Source organism: Lactiplantibacillus mudanjiangensis (assembly GCF_005405385.1).
In the GTDB taxonomy this organism is placed as follows: domain Bacteria; phylum Bacillota; class Bacilli; order Lactobacillales; family Lactobacillaceae; genus Lactiplantibacillus; species Lactiplantibacillus mudanjiangensis.
Genome location: NZ_BJDY01000003.1, coordinates 720,991 through 741,483 on the forward strand (window position 1 = coordinate 720,991; position 20,493 = coordinate 741,483).

Here is a 20,493-nt window from a genome sequence, read left to right on the forward strand (position 1 = left end):
ACTCGCTTGTCAATTTTTCGTGGTTCGTAACCATCCCACGTTAAAAAACTAGGAGGATTTATCAATGACATCGTCAAAAATTCGGCCGTGGATCATTAATGCATTAGTCGCGGCGTTATATATTGTATTATCAGTTGGTCCAGCGGCCTTTAATCTGGCTTCTGGCGCGATTCAATTTCGGGTTTCTGAAGGCTTAAATCATTTAGCTATTTTTAACCGTAAATATATTTGGGGAATTGTTGCTGGGGTCATTTTATTTGACGCTTTTGGACCAGGGGCTAGTCTGTTGAATGTCTTATTCGGTGGGGCCCAATCATTAATTGCGTTACTCATTGTGACCTGGCTTGGTCCTAAGCTAAAAACGGTGTGGCAACGGATGGCGTTAAATGTCGTTTTATTCACGGTATCGATGTGCATGATTGCTTGGATGCTCATGTTAGTTGGTGGTGGGACGGCTTTTTGGCCAACATATTTGACCACCGCTGTTTCGGAATTCATCATCATGACCGTTACTGCACCAATTATGTATATTTTGGATCGTGTGTTACATTTCAGTGATCGGATTCAATAAAAAATTAGCGTTCCTAGTCGATGACGACTAAGAACGCTAATTTTTTTGATTGTTTAACTAAAGGTTGAAAGTTAAATGTATTGGTCGAAACCTTACCAACATTTACTTAAGTTGGATTAAATTGTCACCTACGCCAGCCAGTGATTCTGCCGCCTGCTGTTCGCTCACTCTCGGCTATAAAAGTGATTAATAATTATAGCCGTCAGAAGCACTGGCCGATGTAAGTGGCTAACATAACAAACTATTCAGCTTGGAGATCTTCCACTTCAATAACTTTGAATTGTTTACGGTTCAAGTTATCGGTAATCCGTTTAAGCTTTTCAGCATCCACATCTTCTGGAAGGGTAAATAAGGTCCGGTGTCCCAGGGTGCCATTTTGAACATCTAACGTCAAACAACCGGCGATTGAGGTGTACTTGGTGATGATCTTAGCCATCGCCGCTAAATCACCACGTTCACCAATTGAAACGACCGTTAAGACATAACTACCCACATTGACGTTCCAAGATTGTGAGAGCATATCCAACAAACGGGTATGGGTTAAGATACCGTAGAAGTAGCCATGTTCGTCTAAAACGGCAATGTAAGGTAAATCCTTAATTGAGAAGAAGACATTGTAGAACGCTGAATCAACTTGAATCGTTTTAGTCGCGTTCTTTAATAAGGTGGTGACGGGCAGTGACATATCGCCGCCACGTGATTTATGACGGTAAATGTGCATTTTATAAACATTACCACGGAAAATATGACCGGTTTCGTCCAAGATTGGCACACAACGGAAACCTGAATCTTCGAGTACTTGGAGTGCTTCTTCTAAAGTTGCGTCAGCGGTGACCGTTGTGAGGCGTTCTTTGGGTTTAACTAAAGTTTTTAAGAGCATAATCATGATCCCCCAGATATTTAATTTATGAGACTTATTTTAATTTAAGGATACCATAAAAGCCCGAATAGGGGGAGCGTGATAATCACGGAATGCATGGATTTAAACGACAAAAAAGTCAGTGACCATAGTGGCCCACTGACTTTTTAAAATTAGATTTAAATTAGAAAACAACGACCGGCGTCCCGACAGAAACGGCATTGTAAACTTTGCCGACAATCGAAGGTGGGGTATTCACACAACCGTGAGAACCATGAGTCTTGTACCAAGTCCCACCGTATTGTGGTTGCCATGAAGAATCATGAATCCCTTCACCAGTGTCATCAAATGGCATCCAGTAAGAAACAGGTTGTGAATAGCTAGAGCCATTATCATTTTGCCCCTTTAAAGTGGCATTACGCTGTTTGCTCCAAATATCCCAAACTCCAGTAGTTGTCGCATGAGCGCCTGGCTTCCCAGTAACCACATCCGTCGATACTTTAACCTTACCGTTGACATAAACCCACATATGTTGATTTTGTTTATCAACTTCAACGTAAGTATTGCCAATATCGGTCTTCTTGTTATTATAGCCGGAACCACTGATTAATGGTGAACGGGTGAAATCCTTACCAGCTAAGATTTGTTTCGTCAAAGCGGCCGTTTCCTTGTTGATCTTGATGGTCCAACCATAAAATCCACCGCTGACTTTAACGGTGCCACGTAAGGTACTCTTAAAGGTCCGGGTTGTATGATACGTATGGTATTTGGCATTTAACTGGGTGACATAAGCTTTGACGGCCTTTTGGTCTAACGTGACTTTACCAGCACTATCGACTTGAATCCAGCTCAAAATTTTATCGTTTGAAATTTGGAACTTATGGCCATTAATGTTGTACTTAGCGGTTTCTTTGGCATAAGGTGCGGCCTTGGATTTAGCAGTGGCTAATGTTTTGCTCGTACTCGTGACAGTTGGTTTAACGTAAGCATCTTTTAAGTTGATGCTGGTCTTGCCATCAGCCATGGCTTTTTTAACAACTTGTTTTAACGTTGCTTGATCAATTTCGGTCCCTTGGACTTCTTTCTTGATGACCACTTGGCCATTTTGATAAACCAACTTGGCGTTTTCAGTTTTAGTCCGACTAGTTTGACTAGCATTTTTCATAATCCGGTTGACCAATTGTTGCATACTGGAACTGGAAACCGTTAGCTTACCTAAACTAGCAGTGTCATCGGCATTGGCTTGATTCATCAGTGATAATGGCCAACTCCAGTAATTTTGATTTTTAACCATTTTGGTCAAGTCGTGTTGGGTATCGATTTGAATCCCAGCCGATTTACTATTGAAAGAATAGATCGCTTGTCCACCTTCAACAACGTGATAAGTACGATGTTCTAAGGCGTGGCTAACCTTACTGGCAACTTGATTAGCCGACTTATTACTGACGTCAACACCAGCGACCTGAGTGTTCATTAGAAATTTTTGACCATGTTGTAATGTGAGACTTGTGGCGATATACCCAACTGCAATTAAACCAACGACAGTTCCGGCGATCGCGATCCCCCGGTTGTGTTTCATTTAAGAATGCCTCCATGCGCATATTAATGTTCTCACCTTATAACATTTCGAGCCGAATGGCAAATGAGTAGCTTAGCAAAAAGAGGGGGTAAAGGACGTTATCATCAGCATGATGGCGTTCTCAATGAAAAAACAAGTTGTTTTATATGGATAAGTTGAAACTAATTATTAGTGAAAATATTTGGATAATCCCCAATGGCTTAGGCCGTATTCAGTTTGACACCTACGTCAGCCAATGTTTTTCACGGCCGGCGCCATCACTAGCTGACTCCAGTTATCTTGTGGATCAATTTAGTGATTATCAGTGTAACCGTGAGTGAGCTCACGTTGAGCCCAGCCGTGGAAGACTCTTAGCGATTTATCGCTTAGAGTCTGGCGCTTTTGAAACACGGGTTTGGTGGTTCAAAACGACGGTTCAGACCGCATTTTGGCTGAAGCGTTCCGGCTCAAGGTGGGCGAACGGCAGGTGGCAAGTATGGGATATTTGATCCGCGAACGCGCTAAAAGACAATTAAAAAACCGACGATGCCAAGTGGCGGTCGTCGGTTGCAATGGAACGAATTAGTTGTTTTCTAAAGTTGCTAAACCGTCAGTTAAAACTTTTTTCAAAGTAGCAGCTGAGTCTTGCATCTTTTGTAATTCATCGGCAGATAAAGGTGATTCGATGATTTGTTTCAAACCAGTGCCACCGATAATGGCTGGCGTCCCGATATAAATATCGTTCAAACCATATTGACCATCCATGTAGGCCCCAACTGGTAAGACCGTGTTTTCGTCACGTAAGATGGCTTTGGAGATCCGCATTAAGGCAGTCCCAATTCCATAGAATGTGGCACCCTTTAAGTTGATGATGTCGTAAGCCTTGTTACGAACGCCATCTTCAAGTTCAGCTAAGTCAGCATCAGAAACGCCTTGTTCTTTAGCAATGTCCTTAACTGGACGAGTCCCAATTGTCGCCGTTGAGTAAGCGGCAAATTCTGAATCACCATGTTCGCCCATGATATAAGCATCAACGGAACGTGGGTCCACATTGAACTTCTTACCCAAAGCAACCCGTAAACGTGATGAATCAAGTGAAGTCCCAGAACCGATAACGCGTTCCTTAGGAAAACCAGAAATCTTCCAAGTGGCATAAGTTAAAATATCAACGGGGTTAGCGGCAACTAAAAAGATACCGTCAAAGCCGGAATCAACGACGGGTTTAACGATCGATGATAGAATGTTTAAATTTTTATTGACTAAGTCTAACCGAGATTCGCCAGGTTTTTGAGGCGCACCTGCAGTAATCACTACAAGATCTGCGTCTTGGCAGTCGGCGTATTCGCCGGAGTAAATCTTCTTGGGAGCGGTGAAAGCTTGGGCGTCTTCAAGATCAAGGGCGTCACCCTTAGTCCGATCTTTAGCGACATCGACAATTACAAATTCTTCAGCAATTCCTTGTTGGGCCATGGCAAAAGCGTAACTTGAGCCAACAGCACCGTCACCGACAAGTACAACTTTTTGATGGTTTGGCATGCTTGACAAAATTGGTCATCCTCTCGTTGGAAAAATTTATTTTGGTTTCAACGATTAGAGTATACCATGTTTAACTAGAAGAAGTCGCTAATTTAGCCACGCTTTTAATGGAATTGCCATTGAGGCCACAAACGCTTGTGGTATGTGTTTAACAGGCGGATATGGTATACTATTGGCACTGAAAATGGGTCACGACGCCGATTATGACATAGATCGGCAACGTTTGCCGAACCAACGCTTGATTGGTTCGGCCTGTTTTGCATTTAACTGACTGATAGTATAGAGGAGTTTAACAAACAAATGAAAATGATTGTAGGTTTAGGTAATATTGGGTCAAAGTACGCGCAAACGCGACATAACGTTGGGTTCATGATTGTAGATGAGATTGCCGCTAAATTAGGCGTTGATTTTAAAGCCAGCAAATTTGAAGCCGAAGTGGCGAGTGCTTTTGTGAACGGTGAAAAAGTTTTGCTAGTTAAGCCATCGACTTATATGAATGATTCGGGTCGCGCGGTTGGACCGTTGATGACGTATTATCAAGTCGATCCGGCCGATTTGTTAGTGGTTCATGATGATTTGGATTTACCTTTAGGCAAAGTTCGGTTGAAGCAAAAGGGATCAGCTGGTGGTCATAATGGAATCAAGAGTATTTTAAGTCATGTTGGTGATCCAAAATTCAAACGGGTTAAAGTCGGCATTGATCACCCGAATAAGATGAGTGTGGTTGACTACGTCTTGGGCAAGTTTACCCCGGCGCAACAACCACTATTTAATGATGCAAAAATAACGGCCGTGGCAGCGATTGAAGCGTGGCTCGCCAATGATGATTTTGCGGCTGTAATGAATCAATATAACTAAAATTAGAGAAAGGAAGTCGCCATGGATATTGAAACAATTGTTGCCCAGACATCAGAATTTCAAACGGTTTTAGCTGGAATTGCGCCAGCTAGTCGGCAATTGATTACTGGACTGAATGGGTCAGCAAAAACGGTCTATGAAAGTGCACTTAATCGTGAAGCACAACACGCACAACTGATCGTGACCGATAATCTTTTTCATGCCAGTCAATTGGTGGATGATTTAACGAATTTGTTACCAAATGACCGTGTTTTCTTATTTCCGGCCGAAGAAAATGTGGCGGCGGAAATCGCGACGAGTTCACCGGAATATCGTGCACAGCGGGTGCAGGCTTTAAATGCCTTAACGAATGGTCAACCAGCAGTTGTCGTGACTTCGGTAGCGGGGGCTCGGCGCTTTTTGCCTCCAGTTGACCAATTTAAACAAGCAACTTTACCACTGAAGGTTGGTCAAGATGTTGACCTGGCAGCCTTACAAGTGCAGCTACATGATATGGGGTATCTCAAAGAAAAACTCGTTGCCCGTCCCGGGGATTTTGCAGTTCGGGGCTCAATTGTCGATATCTATCCACTAGATGCGGATTATCCGTTACGCTTGGACTTTTTTGATACTGAAATTGATACGTTGAAGTACTTTGACCCTGAAACTCAACGATCGGTAGCTAATTTGGATGATTTCACCGTCTTACCGGCAACTGATTTTATTTTAACTAATGAGATGCTGAAAACTGGTGCTGATAAGTTGCAACAAGCGTTACAGACTGAAAGCAAACGGTTGAAGCCGGCTGAACGACAAACGTTGTCTGACAATTTGGCTCAGCCATTAGCCGATATGCAAAAAGGCATTATTGGGAACGATCTTCTATTATATGGCGATTATTTGTACGGTCAGAAAACCAGTTTATTTGATTACGTGCCAGCTGATGGCATCGTGATTTTTGATGAGTATTCTCGCATCTTGGATAATGAACAACAATTGGTCCAACAAGAAGCGGACTGGGTCACCGACCAATTAGCGCATCAACGGGTGTTATCAACGGCTAATTATGGGCATGATATGCGTGACTTATTAAAAACGGATCAACATGCGCAATTATTGATTTCACTTTTTCAAAAAGGAATTGGTAATGTTAAGTTAGCGCAAGTTACTAACGTGCGTACACGACCGATGCAAGAATTCTTTGGTCAATTGCCAACCTTAAAAACTGAATTGGACCGGTGGCAAAATCTCAAACAAACTGTGGTTTTGATGGTTGCCGAAGAAGACCGGTTAACGAAGGTTAGTGATACGCTAACCGATTTTGAGATCCAAGCAGTGATGACTAAGGCTGATAATTTGCAACCAAATACGGTGCAGATTGTGCAAGGTAGTTTACAAAACGGCTTTGAATTTGCTGATGGGCATTTAGTGGTGATTACGGAACAGGAAATGTTCAAGAAGGTCACCAAGAAACGACCACGGCGACAAACATTAGCCAATGCGGAACGGCTGAAAAGTTATACTGACTTAAAGCCCGGTGACTTTGTGGTGCACGTGAATCATGGGATCGGGAAGTACGTCGGGATGGAAACGTTAGAAGTTGACGGTGTTCATCAGGACTACATCACGATTGCCTATCAAAATAATGCCAAGATTTTTATTCCAGTGACGCAGCTGAACTTGGTCCAGAAGTATGTGTCGTCAGAATCTAAGACACCACATATTAATAAACTCGGCGGTACAGAATGGACGAAAGCCAAAAGTAAAGTTGCCGCTAAAATTGAAGATATCGCCGATGAACTCGTGGAATTGTACGCGAAACGCGAAGCTGAAAAAGGGTATGCCTTTCCAGTTGATGACAGCTATCAAACGGACTTCGACAATGAATTCCCTTATGCGGAAACGCCTGATCAGTTACGGACGATTGAAGAAATCAAACATGATATGGAACGGCCAAAACCAATGGACCGGTTGTTAGTTGGTGATGTGGGTTATGGGAAGACCGAAGTTGCACTACGGGCTGCTTTTAAGGCCATCGAAGCTGGTAAACAAGTGGCTTTCCTAGTGCCAACCACGATTCTCGCGCAACAGCATTACGAGACCATGCTGAATCGGTTTGAAGGTTACCCGGTTAATGTGGGGATGCTGTCGCGTTTTAGAACTGCTAAAGAAATGAAAGCCACGGTAGCTGATTTAAAGACGGGTGATTTAGATATTGTGGTCGGGACGCACCGGTTGCTTTCTAAAGATGTTCAATTCGCAGACCTTGGCTTACTCATTATTGATGAGGAACAACGGTTTGGGGTTAAACATAAGGAACGACTAAAGGCACTAAAAGCTAGCGTCGACGTCTTGACGTTAACTGCAACACCGATTCCACGGACCTTGCATATGTCGATGCTTGGGGTGCGTGATTTATCAGTCATTGAGACCCCACCGACCAATCGTTATCCGATCCAAACTTACGTCATGGAACAAAACTTTGGTGTAATTAAGGATGGAATTGAACGCGAAATGCAACGGAACGGTCAAGTATTCTACCTACACAATCGTGTTCAAGACATTGATAAAGTGGTGGCTCAGATTAAGGATCTTGTGCCGGAAGCGGCAGTGGCACATATTGATGGTCAGATGCCAGAGTCGCAATTGGAAGGCATCTTATATGATTTCATCCGCGGAGAATATGACGTCTTAGTTACGACAACGATTATTGAGACCGGGGTTGATATTCCCAACGTTAATACGCTGTTTGTAGAAAACGCTGATCACATGGGCTTGTCGCAGTTGTATCAATTGCGTGGCCGAATTGGTCGAAGTAGCCGGGTGGCCTATGCATACTTTACGTACCAACAAAATAAGGTCTTGACCGAAGTTGGCGAAAAACGGCTGCAAGCGATTAAAGATTTTACTGAATTAGGTTCTGGTTTCAAAATTGCGATGCGCGACTTGTCAATTCGCGGGGCCGGGAATTTGTTAGGTAAGCAGCAACACGGCTTCATCGACTCTGTCGGGTATGATCTATATACACAGATGCTGTCTGAAGCAGTTGCGAAGAAACGGGGTCAAAAAGTGGCAGCGAAGACTGATGCCACGATTGAACTGGGCATTGAAGCTTATTTGCCAACGACGTATATTGAAGATGAACGTCAAAAGATCGAAATCTATAAACGAATTCGCCAGTTAGAAAATAATGATCAGTTCTTGGAAGTTCAAGCTGATTTGATTGATCGCTTTGGCGATTATCCAACTGAAGTGGCTGGTTTACTGGCGGTAGGTAAGTTGAAATTACTAGCGGATAACGCCTTAATTGAGAAGATTCAACGTCATGATGATGAGTTAGCATTGACGTTATCGAAGATTGGGACGGCTAAGCTAGATACTAAAGATATCTTTAAGGCGTTAGCAAAAACGAAGTTACGAGCGACAGTCGGGATTGATGATGATAAAATGAAGGTTAAATTAGTGATTCAACCGCAGATGCAAGAAGCGGATTGGCTGGCACAGTTAACCCAATTCGTGCAACAACTTAGCTTGATTCTTGCGCCAAGTGCGGCGACACCGAGTAAGTAATCGGTAGAAGGGATTTATGATGCCAAAAGATCGCTTGAACACCATGTTTCGGGGGGCATTAATCCTTTCGATTTCATCATTAGTCGCGAAAATTCTAAGTGCAGTATACCGAATTCCATTTCAAAATATGGTCGGCAATACTGGTTTTTATGTGTATCAACAGATTTACCCTATTTATGGGATTGGGATGACTTTTGCTTTAAATGGGCTCCCAACGTTTATCTCAAAGTTAGTCGCGGAACAGCCAGACGATACGAGTCAAGCTTTAGTGACCCGGCGCGCCTTTCATATTTTGAGTGGCCTCTCACTAGGAATCTTCGTTTGTTTACAAGTCGGGGCGCCATGGTTGGCCGTTCGAATGGGTGATGGCCAATTAGCACCGATTATTGGTGCGGTTGCCTGGATGTTCCTGTTCATGCCATGGTTGGCAACTGGTCGTGGTTATTACCAAGGACGTTTTTTGATGGGGCCGACAGCAGTTTCACAGCTCATTGAGCAAGTGGTCCGAGTCGGGGTGATTATTATGGCTGCCTACATTGGGGTTCATCGTGGCTGGGATGACTATCACATGGGAAGCTGGGCGATGAGCTCGGCAGCAATTGCAGCGTTATGTTCGTCGTTAATCTTTGTCAGTTTTGGCTTGCGTTATTTATTAGCACCAGCGCCAGCAGCAACACGCCCTTTGCCCAGTTATCGGCAGTTGACGCGCCGTTTTATTGTTGAAGGTGGGACGCTATGTTTAGTGGCCGCCGTGGTGGTTTTACTGCAATTGATTGATTCATTTTCAGTGATGCGCGGGTTAACCCGGCAAGGCATGCTGATAGATGTGGCTAAGGCTGTTAAAGGGGTCTATGATCGTGGCCAACCATTGGTTCAGCTAGGATTGGTGGTGGCAACCTCGTTTTCAGCAACTTTACTGCCAGCGTTAACAAACGCCTTAGCTCATCGCCAATTAATTGAATTTAAGCGCCATACCCGCGCGATGGTCCATGTCAGCTTGGCCTTGTCAATGGCGGCCACTGTTGGTCTCATTGCACTGATGCCCCAGATCAATCGCTTGTTGTTTGGGTCGTTAGAAGGGACCACCGCATTACGTGTTTATGTCATTAGTATTTTATTTGCGGCGTTAATTACCACGTACACGAGTGTCTTACAAAGTTTAGATCAATATAGTGCCATGATTATGGGCATTATTGCCGGCTTAGGGACGAAGTTACTGTTAAATTATCAGATGGTTGTGCATTTTGGCATCAATGGTGCTAGTGCCACTACGGTTTTGAGTTTAGCAGTGATGTTTGGGATTATGTGGCTAGGGTCACCAGAAGATTTACGCCAAGTGCTACTGGAAAGTGGCTACTTGATTAAGTTATTGCTGGTCAGTGGCGCGATGGGATTGGTGGTTATTTTAACCAGTCGTGAGTTACAAGCCTTAGCTGGACCCATGATGGCCCAGCAACGTAGTTTTGCTGGCATCATCACGTTTATTGGTATTTTAGTGGGGGTCGTTGTCTTCGTTGCAGGGGCAATTGGCGCTCGGTTATTCACAATTCGGGAGTGGTTAGTCCTCCCATATGGCAAACGGTTAATTAAGTTAGTTGCCAAAGGAAAGGAACATCATTAAAAATGAGTATGCGTTTAGATAAGTTTTTGAAAGTTTCACGGATTATTAAACGGCGGTCAGTGGCTAAAGAAATCGCGGACAAAGGCCGGATTCAAATTAACGATAAAGTTGCTAAGTCTTCAACCAACGTTAGTGTTGGCGATGAATTGATTATTGGATTTGGTAATAAAACATTAACGGTTAAGGTGACCCAATTGTTGGAAACAACTAAGAAAAATGATGCGGAGCTCATGTATGATATCGTGAACGAAGCATACAAAACGGATTACCGCGCGGAACCCTAGGTTAAACGTGTTTTGAAAAAAGGCTGAAAACCTTGATTTAATCCGCATGATGTCGTTTACACCATCAGCGGAAGTTGTTATAATTTAATCAACCTCGGTAGAAAGGACTGGTCAAGATGACGAACGATTCTCACAGTAAGATCAAACAGTTAGATAATGATTATACCCGCCAAGTCGCGAGTGATCATCAGGGCTACCAACAACGTCGATTACAAGTTCGGCGTCGTCGCTTTATTGCCATCGTCGCCGTCTTTGGCGCATTGTTGCTATGTTTTGGTTTTCAATTAATCAATACCCGTGCGAGTTTACGGACGGTGAATCGCCAAGTTGCGACTAGTCAAGTTAAATTAAATAAGGTTCAAACGAAGCATACCCAATTGGATACCCAAATCAAACAACTCAATAACAAGGACTATTTACAAAAGTTATTGCGTTCAAAGTATGATTATACGAAGAGTGGCGAAACGGTTTATAGCTTACCAAATGATAATGCATCTGACGTAACTGCTAATTAGTCGGGGCTTTTAGCGAATGTTTATATGTAGACCATTGTTAACAGATGCCTTAAATAATTTAACTCAAAGTTTCACAAAATATGCTATACTAAAACCATTATTTCATAGGAGGAACAACTTTTTTTATGGCAATTGAAGTAGGTACGAAAGTCACTGGTAAAGTATCTGGGATCACTAATTTTGGTGCATTCGTGAACTTGGGTAACAATCAAACGGGGCTGGTGCATATCAGTGAAGTTTCCGATGGATTTGTTAAAGACATTCATGATGTGTTGAGTGTCGGCGATGAAGTGACAGTCAAAGTTTTAACGGTCGGTAATGACGGTAAAATTGGCTTGTCGATTCGGAAGGCTGTGGATCATCCTAAGGGTGAACATACAGACCGTGATCATCACCAAAGTAGCAGTCATCAAGGTAGTGCCCGCCCAAGCAACAATGCTCATGGTCGGACTGATCGTGGTGAACACCAAGGTAACCACCGTGAACGTACTAATAACTTTCATAGTCGGGGTGGCAACGGCGGTGGTCGTTTCCAATCACGGCAACATGAAAATAAGAAACAAGATTTTGACTCCTTAATGTCCGGGTTCTTAAAGGAAAGCGAAGATCGCTTAACGACTTTAAAGCGGAACACGGAAGGCAAGCGCGGTGGCCGAGGCGGTCGTCGTAGCTAACCCAGTATTGACTTAAAATGTAAACGGCAAAGAGCCTGGGACAAGCGTCCTGGGCTCTTTTGTCACAAGTTTCGGCTATAAATATTCGGAGATTCAAAACGAGTTTGGGTTTTATTCCAAATGCTAACAAAGGGGGGATCAACGTGGCACTAGCGCGACTATTTAAACGCCAGTTGGCTGCTGCTAAGTTATTATCACCAGCTAAAACCGTGATCGTGGCCGTTTCGACGGGTGTTGATTCCATGGTCTTACTAACGTTATTGCAACAATTGCCGATACAGCAGCGGCCACAATTAATCGTTGCTCATGTGAATCATCAGTTACGTCGCCAAAGCGCACAAGAAGCGGCGTATTTACGAACGTATTGTGACCAGCATCAGTTGCCGTTGCGGTTAGTTGATTGGCCAATTGACGCGCACCCTAAGACTGGCGTTGAAGCGGCGGCCCGCCAATTTCGTTATGACTTTTTTGCAACGGTGTTAAAAACAACTGGGGCCGATGCCGTGTTAACGGCGCATCACGCCAATGATCAAGCTGAAACTTATTTAATGAAGTTAGCGCGTGGTGGCGAGTTGGCACAATTAACGGGGATGGCGACTAACCGGGCATTTCATGGCAAACAGCTGGTACGACCACTGTTACCTTTTGCTAAGGCGACGCTGCGTGATTATGCGGTGACTAATGGTTTGACCTGGTTTGAAGATGTCACGAATCAAGATATTACTTTAACACGTAATCGGATTCGCCAGCGCGTGGTACCTGAATTGACAGTGGTCAATCCCGCCTTCTTACAACATGTTGCGGCCTACCAGGCCCAATTGCAGGCGTTGCTGACGGCGCAAGCACAGATGATGACCCAACTTTTGCCAACGGTGATGACTGAAAAGAATGCGTTGAGTGTCGCTGCTTTTACCCAAGTTTTAACGACTTGGCAAGTGCCAGTCCTACAAACGTGGTTGACTCAGCGAACCGGACAAGTGTGGTCAACTGACAAATTAACCCCGTGGCACCATTGGATCTTGAATGAACAACAGCCCACGGGGCAGCTGAATATCGACGCTCACTGGCAATTGGTCAAAGCTGCTGGGATCATTGACGTTTGTCCGCATAAAAAAAGGGTTAAAAAGTTAAGGCCCGTTGAAAAAAATATGGTAGACTTAAACCAATGGCAGAAAATTACTGCGACCCAAACCGCGGGAGTCTTTGAACAGCCGCCAACGCCAACTAGTCAGCCGTTTCCAATTCGACCGACTGATTGGCCATTAAGTTGGCGACCGTGGCAACCACAGGATCAACTCACCTTGAAAGGTGGTGGCCATCAGTTGGTACGACGCATCTTAATTGATCAAAAGGTCCCAGTGACCCAGCGTCCACTAGCAATGGTATTGGTCAACGCCCAGGGGACGGTTTTGTGGTTAGTCGGGTACAAGGTAAGTTACCGGGATCCGCAAACGGCGGCCCAAACAGTATTTTTAGCCTTAAAAAAACAGACGGAGTCGAAAGGAGCACATCTGAAACGATGAACAACGACATTGAACGAGTACTCTATAGTCGCGAACAAATTCAGGAAGTTGCGCAGAAATTGGGTCAGGAATTAACGACGGCATATGCGGGGAAGAACCCGTTGGTCATTTGTGTACTCAAGGGTGCCGTCTTATTTACCACGGATATTATCCGCGAGATGGATACGTATCTTGATTTAGATTTCATTAACTTGTCTAGTTATGGGAATGAAACGATCTCAAGTGGGGAAGTCCAATTAACCAAGGATTTGGATGCCGATGTGACGGGACGCGATGTTTTAGTGATTGAAGATATCATTGATACGGGGAGGACATTGAAGTTCTTGGTGGATCTGTTAAAACGACGCGATGTTAACTCAGTCAAGGTTTGTACGTTACTTGATAAACCGGCTGGTCGCTTGGTCGATATCAAGGCTGATTATATTGGTTTTGAGGTGCCAAATGAGTTTGTTGTCGGTTACGGTTTAGATTATGCGGAACGTTATCGGAATCTCCCATATGTTGGGATTCTGAAACCCGCAATTTACGAGCATAAATAATTGGTCAATGATAGTCAAATGTGCTATGATTTAGACTATCGAAGTCTAGTACCGTGCTTAATAACAGGTTATAAAAGTTTCGATGAAGGAGGCACATATGAACAATCGACGCAATGGACTCTTTCGTAATAGCTTATTTTATATCTTGCTGTTCTTGAGTTTAATGGGGATTATCTATTTCTTCTTTGGTGGTAATTCTAGTTCTCAAACACAAGCTATCCGCTATAGCGAATTTGTCAAACAATTAGACAAGAATAACGTCAAGAACGTTAGTATCCAGCCTAGTGGTGGCGTCTACAAGGTAACCGGTCAATACCGGACAGCACGTAAGGTCAAATCGACCAACGCGTTAGGGATTTCTAGCAGCTCATCGTCGAAAACGACTTCGTTTTCAACGACCATGTTAGAGAACAATTCCACGGTTGAACAGGTTTCCAAGTTAGCCAACAAAAACAACGTTAAATTAACGGCGAAAGCTGAAGAATCTAGCGGGATTTGGGTCACGTTGTTGATGTATGTGGCGCCATTGATCTTGTTTGTATTCCTATTCTATATGATGATGGGACAAGCTGGTCAAGGCGGCGGGAACAACCGAGTGATGAACTTTGGGAAGACTAAGGCTAAACCAGCCGATAGTAAAGAAAACAAAGTTCGTTTCTCAGATGTTGCTGGTGAAGAAGAAGAAAAGCAAGAATTGGTCGAAGTTGTCGAATTCTTGAAAGATCCGCGCAAGTTCGTATCGCTGGGCGCTCGGATCCCATCGGGGGTACTCCTCGAGGGGCCTCCTGGTACTGGTAAAACGTTGCTTGCCAAAGCGGTCGCTGGTGAAGCTGGCGTGCCATTCTTCTCAATTTCTGGTTCAGATTTCGTTGAAATGTTCGTTGGGGTTGGGGCCAGTCGTGTCCGGGACTTATTCGAACAAGCGAAGAAGAATGCGCCATCGATCATCTTTATTGATGAAATCGATGCTGTTGGGCGGCAACGTGGTAACGGTATGGGCGGCGGTCATGATGAACGTGAACAAACCTTGAACCAATTATTGGTTGAAATGGATGGGTTTACGGGTAACGAAGGTGTTATCGTCATGGCAGCGACCAACCGTTCTGATGTCTTAGATCCAGCCTTGCTTCGTCCAGGTCGTTTTGACCGGAAGATCTTGGTTGGTCGTCCAGACATCAAGGGTCGTGAAGCGATCTTGAAAGTTCACGCTAAGAACAAGCCATTGGCTAGTGACGTTGACTTGAAAGAAATCGCTAAGCAAACTCCTGGGTTCGTTGGGGCCGACTTGGAAAACTTATTAAATGAAGCGGCTTTACTTGCGGCTCGTCGTAATAAGAAACAAGTTGACGCTGCTGATTTAGATGAAGCTGAAGATCGGGTTATCGCCGGACCAGCTAAACATGATCGGGTCGTTTCTAAGCACGAACGGGAAACTGTGGCGTACCATGAAGCGGGTCATACGATTGTTGGGTTAGTCTTAAACGATGCTCGGGTTGTTCACAAGGTAACTATTGTGCCACGGGGCCGCGCTGGCGGTTACGCGATCATGTTGCCACGTGAAGACCAGATGCTGATGTCTAAACGCGATGCCAAGGAACAAATGGCTGGGTTAATGGGTGGTCGTGCCGCCGAAGAAATTATCTTCGATGCACAATCATCTGGTGCTTCTAATGACTTTGAACAAGCCACGCAAATTGCACGGGCCATGGTCACTCAATATGGGATGAGCGAAAAACTTGGCCCTGTTGAATTAGAAAACGCCAACCAGCAAGCTGCTTATCAACAAGGGATGGGCGCTAGCGCCTTTTCACAACATACGGCTCAATTGATTGATGACGAAATTCGCAACTTGGCAACGGAAGCGCACCAAACTGCGATTGATATTATTCAATCACACCGTGACCAACATAAGTTGATTGCGGAAGCCTTATTGAAGTATGAAACCTTGGATGAAAAGCAAATTCTCAGTTTATTTAATACTGGGAAGATGCCTGAAAAAGATAGTGCCAGCGAATTTCCTAGTGAAAAAGCGGCCACTTTCGAAGAATCTAAACGTGAATTAGAACGCCGCGAAGCTGAAAAGCATGCGGAAAACCAAACTAGCACTGCTGACGAAACCACTTTCCCAAGTGAATCGGCAGCTAGTGACGTGGCTGACTCTGCTGTTAGTGCAGCGGATGTAACCAGTACGTCAGCTAACGCGTCAAGCGCAACTGAACCAACTAGTGCGGCAGATTCTAGTGATAATTCTGGCAGCCAAGCTTAATCTAACAAATAAAAGAGCTGAGACTTTGTCTCGGCTCTTTTTCTGTTGTATGATTAATCAGAATATTAACCAGTAGATAGGAGCTTATTGATGGAAGATTATTTAGTTAAAAGCATTGCCGGTAATGGCATGTTTCGGGCCTACGCGGTCAATGCATCGGGGGTTGTCGCTGAAGCACAGCGGCGTCATGATACATGGAGTGCCGCTTCAACGGCTTTAGGTCGAAGCTTAGTTGGGACATTGTTGCTGGCGACCTCCGTTTTAAAAGGTCAAGAAAAGATGACCGTTAAAATTAACGGGAATGGGCCAGTCGGTGGTATCGTCATTGATGGGAATGCTAATGGGACGGTAAAAGGTTATCTCCAAGAACCACATGTCCATTTACCATTAAATGAGAAACATAAAATTGATGTTAAAGGTGCGGTAGGGACTGAAGGCTTCTTGGCAGTGACTAAAGACCAAGGCGTCGGTGATCCGTTTACTGGTCAAGTGGCTTTGGTTTCGGGCGAATTGGGTGAAGACTTTACGTATTACTTAGCCCAATCTGAACAAATTCCATCAGCGGTCGGTCTGTCAGTTTTTGTTAATGAAGACAATACGATTGATGTTGCCGGGGGCTTCTTGGTTCAAGTCTTGCCAAATGCGACTGATGAAGCGATCGATAGTCTTGAAGCTAAACTAAAAGACTTACCATTAGTGTCGCAATTATTACGTGATGGTAAGACGCCAGAAGATATCTTGAATTTATTGTTTGATGACGATGTGAAAGTCTTGGATCGGATGCCAGTGAAGTTTGAATGTGACTGTTCCAAGGAACGGTTTAGTGAATCACTTGCAGCTTTACCAAAACACGAAATTCAAGCCATGATTGATGAAGATCATGGGGCCACGGCACTTTGTCATTTCTGTGGGAACGAGTATCACTATTCTGAAGCTGACTTAAAAGCTGTTTTAGCAGCGTCACACGGCGAAGCCTAATGTTGTCGTTGAACAGTGGCCTTCAAATTGGTGATGTCCAAATTCCAAATCGCCTAGTTGTGGCGCCGATGGCTGGTGTGACGAATGCGGCCTTTCGGATTATTTGTAAAGAATTTGGCGCTGGACTCGTGGTTTGCGAAATGATTTCAGACCAAGGCATTCGTTATCAAAATCAGAAAACGTTAGAGATGATGTTTGTCGATGCTAAGGAACATCCGATGAGCATTCAGATTTTTGGTGGGACTAAAGAAAGCTTAGTGGCTGCTGCTCAGTTTGTTGATCAACAGACAAGTGCTGATATCATTGATATTAATATGGGGTGTCCTGTGAACAAGGTCGTGAAGACTGATGCCGGGGCCAAGTGGCTATTAGATCCTGATAAGGTTTATGAAATGGTCGCGGCGGTGACCGCAGCTGTCAATAAACCGGTGACCGTGAAGATGCGAACGGGTTGGGATGACGAGCATATTTATGCGGTAGCGAATGCTTTGGCTGCTGAACGCGCTGGGGCTAGTGCGGTGGCAATGCATGGGCGAACACGGAAGCAAATGTATCAAGGTCATGCGGATTGGGATATCTTGAAGCAAGTCGCCGATGCCTTGACGATTCCATTTATGGGAAATGGCGATGTGCTAACGCCTCAGGATGCCAAACGCATGTTGACGGAAGTGGGGGCCGATGCAGTGATGATTGGTCGCGCCGTTGAAGGCAATCCATGGATGTTACGACAGACGCAACATTATTTGGCTACGGGGGAGCTGTTGCCAGCCCCTAGTCCCATGGCGAAGATGCAGACGGCTCGTGAACATCTGCAACGTTTAGTGACGTTAAAAGGGGAACGCGGTGGCTGTCATGAGTTCCGCGAACAGGCGCCTTATTATCTAAAAGGGATTCCGCGCTCAGCACGTACTAAGGTTGCTTTGATGGAAGCTGATTCTTCGACCGCTATGTTGCAGATTTTAACGACCTTTGAAGCCCAATTGACTGATTATTTGGCGCGGTCAGCGGACAAAGTGAAGAATTAACTTGCATTTTGCTGGTCCGATTGTCAAAATTGTAATGTATACTGAATGTTGGAACGCTGTCAGAGAGTATCTGGCACGTCGAACAGAAATGGAGGAACACTAGTGGCACGACAAGAACAAACGATGAACGACCAACTTAAGGTCCGTCGTGATAAAATGCAAGAATTACGTGAAGAAGGCATTGATCCTTTTGGTCACCGCTTTGAACGGACTGATTTAGCCCAAGATTTACATGATAAGTATGGTGAAATGGATAAAGATGACCTTGATGCTAAAGAAGTGACCGCCACCATTGCCGGTCGGATGTTAGCTAAACGGGGTAAAGGTAAAGTCGGATTCGCCGATGTTTGGGATCGTTCCGGTAAGATGCAATTATATATTCGGAAAGATGTTGTCGGTGAAGACGTCTATCATATTTTCAAACGCTCTGATATTGGGGACTTCTTAGGGATTACTGGGGAAGTCTTCAAGACTGACTTTGGTGAATTAACCTTGAAGGTCACCGGCTTAACTTTCTTGTCGAAAGCCTTACGTCCATTACCAGACAAGTTCCATGGCTTACAAAATGTGGAACAAATCTATCGGCAACGGTATTTAGACTTGATTTCAAATCGCGAAAGCTTTGATCGTTTCTTGAAGCGGACAAAGATCATTTCAGCGATTCGTCATCATTTAGATGACCATGACTTCTTAGAAGTTGAAACACCAATGTTACACAACCAAGCGGGTGGTGCTTCTGCACGGCCATTTATTACCCATCACAATGCGTTAAATATTGATTTATATTTGCGGATTGCGCTAGAACTTCATTTGAAGCGTTTGATTGTTGGTGGCATGGAAAAAGTCTACGAAATTGGTCGAGTTTTCCGGAATGAAGGGATGGACCGTGAACATAACCCTGAATTTACGATGCTTGAATCATATGTCGCTTACTTTGACTTCCATGATGTGATGAATGAAACTGAAGGTATCTTCAAAGCTGCTGCTAAGGCTGTGACTGATGATGGTATTGTGTCTTATCATGGTCAAACGGTTGATTTTAACCAACCATTTAAGCGCGTGCACATGGTCGATGCAATCAAAGCCCAAACAGGAATTGATTTTTGGCAACCAATGTCGATTGAAGACGCACAAAAATTGGCGGATGAACATCATGTTAAGTATGAATCATACTGGAAGGTCGGTCACATCATTAATGCGTTCTTCGAACAATTTGTCGAAGATACTTTAAATGAACCAACTTTCATCTATGGTCATCCTGTTGAAATTTCACCATTGGCTAAGAAGAACCCAGACGACCCACGTTTTACGGATCGGTTTGAATTGTTCATCTTAGGTAACGAATATGCCAATGCCTTTAGTGAATTAAACGACCCAATTGATCAACGTGAACGGTTTGAAGCTCAAGCTGCTGAACGGACTGCCGGAAATGATGAAGCAGAACATATTGATGAAGACTTCGTTGAAGCTTTGGAATATGGGATGCCACCAACTGGTGGTCTTGGAATCGGGATTGATCGTTTAGTTATGCTAATGACTGATGCGGATTCAATTCGCGACGTCTTATTATTCCCAACGATGCGTCCGGACGAAGATAAATAGTAACAATTTAACTGCTTCAAAACTGGTTTTATACCGGTTTTGAAGCAGTTTTTTGTTATAGTTAACGCAATAATAGGATGTTAATGGATTATTTTGAAAAAAATTCAGATTTTTTTAGCCGAACAATTGTTGATCTTGTTATGGCGATTGTCTGTTAATACTTGCCAAAAGTTGGCAATATTAGTCGAAAAGTTAGGCTGTAAAAGGACTCGATGATTAATTTCCGTACGTTGATAAAAAGTAAATCAAAACATGATAATAATGACCGGTTATTTTTGCAATTTAGGGGTTGCAATTAGTCTGAATAATTGGTAAATTAGTATACGTTGTTGAGGCGCACAAAGCGGTTAGTCGCTTGCTTCCAACGAAAATTAAATTATAAAAAGTTGTTGACAAGATGTTGATAACTTGATATGATGATTAAGTTGCGTTGAGGTAATCAACCAACGAATTTAGATCTTTGAAAACTGAACAAAGTTTCGACAAATCAAATGTGTAGGGTCTGCTAACTTAGGTTAGCACAACAAACATTTGC

At 43.9% G+C, this 20,493-nt stretch carries 16 protein-coding genes and 1 riboswitch; of the genes, 13 read left to right on the plus strand and 3 right to left on the minus strand.

What is annotated here, in order from left to right; translation table 11 throughout:
• Positions 1-13: 13 nt before the first annotated feature.
• Positions 14-58: riboswitch (PreQ1 riboswitch) on the plus strand.
• A 6-nt stretch (positions 59-64) separates the two neighbouring features.
• Positions 65-571 carry a QueT transporter family protein gene (locus FFM84_RS08105; protein ID WP_130844121.1) on the plus strand — a complete coding sequence of 169 codons (507 nt, stop codon included), beginning with the start codon at positions 65-67 and terminating at the stop codon, positions 569-571.
• Positions 572-812: 241 nt separating this feature from the next.
• Here the strand turns inward: FFM84_RS08105 and cbpA are convergent, their stop codons facing one another.
• The 3 genes from cbpA to FFM84_RS08120 all read right to left on the minus strand — a co-directional run bounded on the left by cbpA (position 813) and on the right by FFM84_RS08120 (position 4,533).
• On the minus strand, positions 813-1,451 hold the full coding sequence (gene cbpA, locus FFM84_RS08110; RefSeq protein WP_130844120.1) for a cyclic di-AMP binding protein CbpA: 639 nt from the start codon (positions 1,449-1,451) through the stop codon (positions 813-815).
• A 163-nt stretch (positions 1,452-1,614) separates the two neighbouring features.
• Positions 1,615-3,009: a L,D-transpeptidase family protein gene (locus FFM84_RS08115; protein ID WP_130844119.1), complete on the minus strand. Its 1,395-nt coding sequence runs from the start codon at positions 3,007-3,009 to the stop codon at positions 1,615-1,617.
• A 561-nt stretch (positions 3,010-3,570) separates the two neighbouring features.
• Positions 3,571-4,533, minus strand: coding sequence for an L-lactate dehydrogenase (locus tag FFM84_RS08120; RefSeq protein WP_130844118.1), 963 nt, complete (start codon positions 4,531-4,533; stop codon positions 3,571-3,573).
• Between the two features lie 291 nt (positions 4,534-4,824).
• On the opposite strand from FFM84_RS08120, the gene pth reads away from it, so the two are divergent.
• The 12 genes from pth to lysS all read left to right on the plus strand — a co-directional run bounded on the left by pth (position 4,825) and on the right by lysS (position 19,958).
• Entirely contained in the window at positions 4,825-5,382 is a 558-nt protein-coding gene (gene pth / locus FFM84_RS08125) for an aminoacyl-tRNA hydrolase (RefSeq protein WP_130844117.1), read from the plus strand.
• Positions 5,383-5,403: 21 nt separating this feature from the next.
• Positions 5,404-8,931, plus strand: coding sequence for a transcription-repair coupling factor (mfd, locus tag FFM84_RS08130; RefSeq protein ID WP_130844116.1), 3,528 nt, complete (start codon positions 5,404-5,406; stop codon positions 8,929-8,931).
• 19 nt (positions 8,932-8,950) lie between these two features.
• Positions 8,951-10,552: a putative polysaccharide biosynthesis protein gene (locus FFM84_RS08135; protein WP_130844115.1), complete on the plus strand. Its 1,602-nt coding sequence runs from the start codon at positions 8,951-8,953 to the stop codon at positions 10,550-10,552.
• Positions 10,553-10,560: 8 nt separating this feature from the next.
• Positions 10,561-10,836, plus strand: a complete 276-nt coding sequence (locus FFM84_RS08140) for an RNA-binding S4 domain-containing protein (protein ID WP_306418189.1) — start codon at positions 10,561-10,563, stop codon at positions 10,834-10,836.
• 116 nt (positions 10,837-10,952) lie between these two features.
• Positions 10,953-11,351, plus strand: a complete 399-nt coding sequence (locus FFM84_RS08145) for an FtsB family cell division protein (RefSeq protein ID WP_130844113.1) — start codon at positions 10,953-10,955, stop codon at positions 11,349-11,351.
• Between the two features lie 125 nt (positions 11,352-11,476).
• The gene (locus FFM84_RS08150) at positions 11,477-12,025 is read left to right on the plus strand and encodes a S1 domain-containing RNA-binding protein (protein ID WP_130844112.1); all 549 of its coding nucleotides are present in this window, start codon (positions 11,477-11,479) and stop codon (positions 12,023-12,025) included.
• 143 nt (positions 12,026-12,168) lie between these two features.
• Entirely contained in the window at positions 12,169-13,548 is a 1,380-nt protein-coding gene (tilS, locus tag FFM84_RS08155; protein ID WP_225424763.1) for a tRNA lysidine(34) synthetase TilS, read from the plus strand.
• Positions 13,545-14,087, plus strand: coding sequence for a hypoxanthine phosphoribosyltransferase (gene hpt / locus FFM84_RS08160; RefSeq protein ID WP_130844111.1), 543 nt, complete (start codon positions 13,545-13,547; stop codon positions 14,085-14,087). Before tilS ends, hpt begins: the two co-directional genes overlap by 4 nt.
• A 97-nt stretch (positions 14,088-14,184) precedes the next feature.
• The gene (gene ftsH, locus FFM84_RS08165) at positions 14,185-16,353 is read left to right on the plus strand and encodes an ATP-dependent zinc metalloprotease FtsH (RefSeq protein ID WP_130844110.1); all 2,169 of its coding nucleotides are present in this window, start codon (positions 14,185-14,187) and stop codon (positions 16,351-16,353) included.
• Positions 16,354-16,443: 90 nt separating this feature from the next.
• Complete coding sequence (gene hslO / locus FFM84_RS08170; protein ID WP_130844109.1) at positions 16,444-17,331, plus strand: Hsp33 family molecular chaperone HslO; 888 nt, start codon at positions 16,444-16,446, stop codon at positions 17,329-17,331.
• 8 nt (positions 17,332-17,339) lie between these two features.
• A complete protein-coding gene (gene dusB / locus FFM84_RS08175) occupies positions 17,340-18,356 on the plus strand; it encodes a tRNA dihydrouridine synthase DusB (RefSeq protein WP_130844729.1) in 1,017 nt (338 codons plus the stop codon).
• Between the two features lie 102 nt (positions 18,357-18,458).
• Positions 18,459-19,958 carry a lysine--tRNA ligase gene (gene lysS / locus FFM84_RS08180; protein ID WP_130844108.1) on the plus strand — a complete coding sequence of 500 codons (1,500 nt, stop codon included), beginning with the start codon at positions 18,459-18,461 and terminating at the stop codon, positions 19,956-19,958.
• The last annotated feature ends 535 nt before the right edge of the window (positions 19,959-20,493 follow it).